Raw genomic sequence first — 6631 nt, forward strand, 5'->3', positions numbered from 1 at the left:
ATGACGGCCGGCGGCGTCGCCGAAGCGGGGTCGACGGACCCTGCCGAAGTGAAAGACGTGCTCCCGGGCCTCGAAATGGATACCGTTCTCGGTCGGAACCAGTTCCGCGACTGCGACCATCAGGCGATGAACCCCGTGTGGCCGGGTGAACTCGTCGCACCGGATGGTGGGAGCGGCCCCGCGGCCGTCAAACTCGGCGAGATGATAGACGGCGCGGACGCACTGCCCGACTGCAACGAACTCGGTTGCACCCTCTAGCATGTCTGTCGCCAGTGCCGTCGCAGAGCAAGTCCTCAACGGGCTCGTCGTCGGGATGGTGTACGTCCTCCTCGCAGCGGGGCTGTCCATCATCTTCGGCGTCATGGACGTCATCAACTTCGCCCACGGCGAGTTGTTCGCCCTCGGTGCGTACTTCGCATTCGCCATCGCGGGACCCCTCGGAGGCGCGGGCTTCTGGGTCGCTCTCGTCGCCGCGCCCTTGCTCGTCGGTGTCATCGGGATGGGTATCGAACGGCTCACCGTCAAGCGACTGTACGGCCGTGACCCGCTGTACCACATCCTGTTGACGTTCGGGCTCGTTCTCATCATCAACGACCTCATCACGTCGGTTTGGGGCAAGTCGGCCCAGCCGTTCCCCGTTCCGTCGGTGCTCGACCAACCCGTCGCGCTGTTCGGGTTCAACTACTCGCTGTACAACTACGGTATCATCGTCTTCGGCTCGATTCTCGCACTCGGTACGTGGCTCCTCTTGAACCGCACCCGGTTCGGGATGATTATCCGCGCCGGCTCGGAGGACCGCGAGATGGTCCGCAACCTCGGCATCAACATCGACCGCTACTACACGCTGACGTTCGGGTTCGGTGCGGCGCTCGCCGGGACGGCTGGTATCGTTCTCGGCGCGTACCAAAACGTCAGTCCAACGATGGGGTCGAGCGTCATCATTCCGGCGTTCGTCATCGTCGTGCTCGGCGGTCTCGGCTCATTCCGCGGGGCCGTCGTCGGCGGGCTGTTCGTCGGTCTCATCCAGACGTTCGCGCGGACCTACGCGCCGTTCTTGGAGGGTCTCATCGTCTTCCTCCTCATGATTGCCGTGCTCGTCGTCCGCCCCACGGGACTGTTCGGAACCGATATCGGCGGCGGTGAGCACCACGATGGCGCACTTCTCCACGGGGCGGGCGGCGGCGTGTTATCGTCGGAGACGCGGGCGAAAATCGGGTACGCCGCCGTCGGCGTGCTCGTACTCGTGCCGTTTTTCGCCGAGTTGACCGGCGTCACCTACTCCGTCACGCTCCTCGAAGACATCCTCATCTGGGCGCTGTTCGCGCTCAGTCTGGACCTCGTGCTCGGCTACGCGGGTCTCGTCTCGCTCGGCCACACGCTGTTCTACGGGGTCGGCGCGTACGCCTCGGTGCTGACGCTCATGCACATCTCGCCGTCGGTGCTCGTCGCGCTCCTCGTCGCTATCGCGGTCTGTGCGGCCATCGCGTGGGTGGTCGGTTACCTCTCGATACGCGTTTCAGGGGTGTTCTTCGCGATGATTACCCTCGCGTTCGCGGAGTTGTTCTACAACGCCGTGTTCAAGTTCGACTTCACCGGCGGCTCTGACGGCCTGTTCGGTGTCGACGTGTTCTACGGTCTCGCCGGTATCGGTATCGACCCGGACGCGTTCGAGATTCCGCTCGGCGTGCTCACCGTCGACGGCGGCGTCGTCCAGTACTACTTCCTCCTCGCGGTCGTCGTGGGGTCGTACCTGCTGGCCCGCCGCCTCATTCGCGCGCCGTTCGGGACGGTCCTGCAGTCCATCCGTGAGAGCGAAGAGCGAGCATCGTTCATCGGCTACGACGTGACGGCGCACAAGCGCCGCGCCTTCGTCGTTTCCGGCGGTCTCGCGGGACTCGCGGGCGGTCTGTTCGCCGCCAACAACGGCTACGTCGCGCCGTCGTTCCTCCACTGGATAAACTCCGGTGAGGTCATCGTGATGACCGTCCTCGGCGGTATGGGGACGCTCTACGGCCCGATGATTGGCGCTGGCGTCTTCGTCGCCGCGGAGGACATCCTCTCGTCGTACATCGACCAGTGGCAACTCGTCATCGGCGTGTTGTTCGTCCTCTTCGTCATCTTCGTGCCGCGCGGTCTCGTGTCGCTTCCGAAGACCGTGGCCGACCATCCGATGTTCGAATCGACCGTCGGTGACCGTTCGAACGACCGAACCGGCGTCAAGGAAACAGAGGTGGAACAACATGACTGACCCGATTTTACAGACGACGAATCTCACGAAAGAGTTCGGCAACCTCGTCGCCGTCGACGACGTCAATCTCAACATCGAACGCGGTGAGTTCAGGAGTCTCATCGGTCCAAACGGGGCCGGGAAGACGACGACGTTCAACCTCCTGACCGGCGCGCTTCGCCCGACTCGGGGGACGGTGACGTTCAACGGTGAGAACGTGACGTCGCTCCCACCGCACGAGCGCGTTCGTCGCGGTCTCGGCCGCTCGTTCCAGATTACGAACGTCTTTTCGGGGCTTACGGTCCGCGAGAACGTTCGGCTCGCCGCGCAAGCAGCGAGAGAAGACGGCTTCCGTCCCGTCGAGGAGTTCCTCCAGCGGGCGAACACCTTCGACGACGTGAACGAGCACACGGACCGCGTTCTCGACCGGTCCGGCCTACTGGGCCGCGGAGACGAACTCGCCGATGTGCTCGCCTACGGGGACAAACGCCGCCTCGAAATCGCAATCGTGCTCGCGACGGACCCAGATATGGTTCTGCTCGACGAACCGACTGCGGGCATGAGCGCCGAGGAGACGCGGGCGACGATGGACCTCATCGACGAGGTGCTTTCGGACCGGACGCTGCTCCTCATCGAACACGATATCGACCTCGTGATGCGCGTCTCGGACCGGATTACCGTGCTCCACAGAGGCGAAATACTCGCTGAAGGGTCCCCCGAGGCCGTCTCGGAGGACCCGGAGGTCCGCGAAGCGTACTTCGGAGGTGTCGAAGCATGAGTTCCGACCCGCTGCTCTCGGTTCGGGGACTCGTCTCCGGGTACGGTTCGACGCGCGTCCTCCAGGGTGTCGACCTCGACGTTCCAAAAGGCTCGGTCGTCACGCTCATCGGTCGCAACGGCGTCGGCAAGACGACGACGCTCCGAAGCATTCTCGGGAGCGTGACGCCCTCGGCGGGGACAATCTCCTTCGGCGAGACGGACATCACCGCGCTTTCCCCCGAGAAGACCGCCCGCGAAGGCATCGCGCTCGTTCCCGAAGAGCGTCGCGTCTTCCCCGGACTGACAGTCACCGAAAACGTCGAAATCGGCCGTATCGGCGGTCGGAAGGACATCGACAAGCCGACCGTCGACGAGATTATCGACGAGTTCGAAAACCTCTCTCGGCACCGAACGAGCAAGGGCGCGGCTCTCTCCGGCGGCGAACAGCAGATGCTCGCCATCGCCCGCGCACTCGTCTCCGCGCCGGACCTCTTGATGCTCGACGAACCAACCGAAGGACTGGCACCGTCCATCGTCAAGCAGGTCCAACGGAAAATCAAGGAGTTGAACGACGAGGGCGTGACTATCCTGCTGGTCGAACAGAACGTCCAAGTCGCACTCGATGCTGCCGACTACGTGTACATCCTCGATAAGGGGCAGGTCGTCCACGAAGGTCCGGCCGACGAGGTTGCGGCTTTGGACGAGATTCTCGACCGCTATCTCGGCGTCTCGGTCGCCGACTAGCAGAATAGTGAATAATCTTTTGTGAATGTATCGTAGACATACGAGCGATGAGTTCCAGCGACGAGACCGACTCGACGCGACTCCCGAGACCGGAGTTGCGCCGACTGCAAGACCGGCGGATTCGGGAGGTGGTTCGACACGCCTACGAGAACGTCGCGTTCTATCGCCGCACGCTCGACGAGGCCGGTGTCTCCCCGGAAGACGTGACGGGCGTCGACGACCTGTCGAAGCTTCCGTTTACGACGAAAGAAGATTTCCGCGACGAGTATCCGACGGGCATGTTCGCCGTCGACATGGACGACGTGATTCGAATTCACGCATCGTCAGGAACCACCGGCAAGCCCAAAATCGTCGGCTACACGCGGGACGACTTGGACATCTGGCGCGAGATGATGGCCCGCGGGTTCCGCGGTGTCGGTCTGACGAGCGACGACTCCCTCCAGAACGCCTACAGCTACGGCCTGTTCACCGGCGGATTCGGCTTTCACGACGGCGCGACCGAGATGGGACTGTCGGTCGTTCCGACCGGCGGCGGCAACACGCAACGGCAAGTCGAGATGCTTGCCGACCTCGGAACCGACGCAATCTGTCTCACCCCGTCGTACGCGCTCTACCTCGCCGAAGTCGCCGAGGAGATGGGATACGACCCGGCAGACCTCCCACTGTCGGTGATTCTCTACGGTGCGGAACCCTGTACCGAGCCGATGCGAAACGAAATCGAAACCCGATTCGACGCCACCGCGGTCGAAAACTACGGTCTCTCGGAAATTATCGGCCCCGGCGTCGCCGTCGAATGTCTCGAACAGGCGGGCATGCACATCTGGGAGGACCACTTCTATCCCGAAGTTATCGACCCCAATACGGGCGAGCAGGTCGAAGAGGGCGAAGAGGGCGAACTCGTGTTGACGACGCTGACGAAGGAGGCACTTCCGGTGCTTCGGTACCGCACGGGCGATTTGACGACGCTCGACTACGACACCTGCGAGTGTGGACGAACCTGCGTCCGAATGAGCGGCGTCACGGGACGTGCGGATGACTTGCTCATCGTCCGCGGGGTGAACTTCTACCCGAGCGAGGTGGAGTCTGTCGTCCTCGAATTCGACGAGATTGCGCCGCACTACCGCATCGACCTCCGGCGCGACGGGAACCTCGACCGCCTCGACCTGACGGTCGAACTCGCCGAGGACTTTGACGGCTCCCGGAACGGACTCGAACGACGCATTCGCAAGCGTCTCTCGAACGTGCTGGGATTCACGCCCGACGAAATCGTGCTCGTGAGCGCGGGCAGTATCGAGCGCACCAAAGTTGGGAAGGTCCAGCGCGTCTACGACCATCGGTGACCCGCACAGCAACGGTCGTCTCCGTGGCGAACACCACCCGACCGACGGAACGACTCTCCACCGATGAAATGACCCCCGACCGACGAAACGACCTTCAACCGACGAAACGACCTTCAACCGACGAAACGAACTTAACAAACGCCTGAAATAGACAACTATGGACATCGAGAAATTCTTCGAGAGCATGCCGTTCGCGCGGTTGCTCGGCGTCGAAGTTACCGAAGCGGCAGACGGACACGCAGAAGGGTACATCGAGATGCGCGAGGAACTGTCGTGGAACGCCGACCAAGTGATGGCCCACGGCGGCGTCACGTTCACCCTCGCGGACACCGTCGGCGGCGCGGCGCTCGTGAGCGAAGTCGACCAACCGGTCCCGACCATCGACATGCGAATCGACTACCTGAACGCCGGAACCGGCGACCTGCGCGCGGAGGCCGACGTGGCCCGACTCGGCGGCGACGTCGGCACGGTTGACGTGGACGTGTACTCCGCGGACGGAAGCCATATCGCAACCGCCAGAGGGGTGTACAAGACCGGGTGAGGTCTGACTTCACGAGGTGAGGCCGAACCGCGGCCGAGCGGGTATCGCGCTCGCAGAGGTCCGCGCTCGCAGAGATTACTGCTCCCGTGAGCGACGCCGTCGGTATCGCATTCTCTACAGTAACCAACAATAATTAATAATTTGGGGTGGAACGCTACAGTGTAATGGAATACAGTGGCCCGACGAGTCTCTACATCGACGGAGACTGGGTAGACGCTGCATCGGACGCGACCATCGAGACGCTCGACCCCGCGACAGAAGAACCGTACGCAACCGTAGCCCGTGCCGGCGAGTCGGACGTTGACGCCGCCGTCGAGGCCGCGAGCAAGGCCGCGGAGCGCGGTAGCGAGTGGCGGACGATGGGGCCGTCAGAGCGCGGCGAGCTGCTCCACGCGATGGCCGACGCCATCGAGGAACGGAAAGACGAGATTACGCTCGTCGAATCCCACGACAACGGCAAGACGCCGTTCGAGGCGGGGATGGAGGTCCAGATGGTCATCGACACCTTCCGGTACTACGCCGGCTGGACCGACAAGGTGACCGGCGGCTACAACCCGGTTCCCGGAAAGCGAGTCAACTACACGACGCGCGAACCGCTCGGCGTCACCGGCCACAACGTCCCGTGGAACTACCCGTTCCAACTCGCGGGGCGCAGGCTCGCACCCGCACTCGCCTGCGGGAACACGGCGGTTCTGAAGCCTTCCAGTCAGACTCCTCTCTCCGCACTGTACTACGGACTCGCGGCCGAAGAAGCCGGCCTCCCGGACGGCGTCGTGAACATCGTCCCCGGAAGCGGGTCGGAAGCGGGGTCGGCCCTCGCATCGCACTCCGATGTAGAACACGTCACCTTCACCGGCAGCACCGAAATCGGCAAGCGCGTCATGGCCGACGCGGCCGAGAACGTCACCGGCGTCACGCTCGAACTCGGCGGCAAGGGACCGAACGTCGTCTTCCCCGATGCTGACCTCGACGCCGCCGCGAAAGGCGTCCACTACGGTATCTTCATGAACGCCGGTCAGA

General features: G+C 63.4%; 6 protein-coding genes and 1 pseudogene. All 7 read left to right on the forward strand.

Annotated features, from left to right (window positions below; all coding sequences use genetic code 11):
* Positions 1–258: pseudogene (locus QT222_RS08730) on the forward strand (branched-chain amino acid ABC transporter substrate-binding protein); the annotation flags it as partial.
* A 1-nt stretch (position 259) separates the two neighbouring features.
* On the forward strand, positions 260–2248 hold the full coding sequence (locus tag QT222_RS08735) for an ABC transporter permease (protein ID WP_491476941.1): 1989 nt from the start codon (positions 260–262) through the stop codon (positions 2246–2248).
* The gene (locus QT222_RS08740; RefSeq protein WP_004060764.1) at positions 2241–3005 is read left to right on the forward strand and encodes an ABC transporter ATP-binding protein; all 765 of its coding nucleotides are present in this window, start codon (positions 2241–2243) and stop codon (positions 3003–3005) included. Before QT222_RS08735 ends, QT222_RS08740 begins: the two co-directional genes overlap by 8 nt.
* On the forward strand, positions 3002–3730 hold the full coding sequence (locus QT222_RS08745) for an ABC transporter ATP-binding protein (RefSeq protein ID WP_491476942.1): 729 nt from the start codon (positions 3002–3004) through the stop codon (positions 3728–3730). Before QT222_RS08740 ends, QT222_RS08745 begins: the two co-directional genes overlap by 4 nt.
* A 47-nt stretch (positions 3731–3777) precedes the next feature.
* Positions 3778–5070: a phenylacetate--CoA ligase PaaK gene (gene paaK / locus QT222_RS08750; protein WP_491476943.1), complete on the forward strand. Its 1293-nt coding sequence runs from the start codon at positions 3778–3780 to the stop codon at positions 5068–5070.
* Positions 5071–5227: 157 nt separating this feature from the next.
* Positions 5228–5611, forward strand: coding sequence for a PaaI family thioesterase (locus QT222_RS08755; RefSeq protein WP_004060761.1), 384 nt, complete (start codon positions 5228–5230; stop codon positions 5609–5611).
* Positions 5612–5775: 164 nt separating this feature from the next.
* On the forward strand, positions 5776–6631 hold an 856-nt coding region (locus QT222_RS08760; protein ID WP_491476944.1), incomplete at its 3' end, for an aldehyde dehydrogenase family protein.

The organism is Haloferax sp. s1, assembly GCF_058382125.1.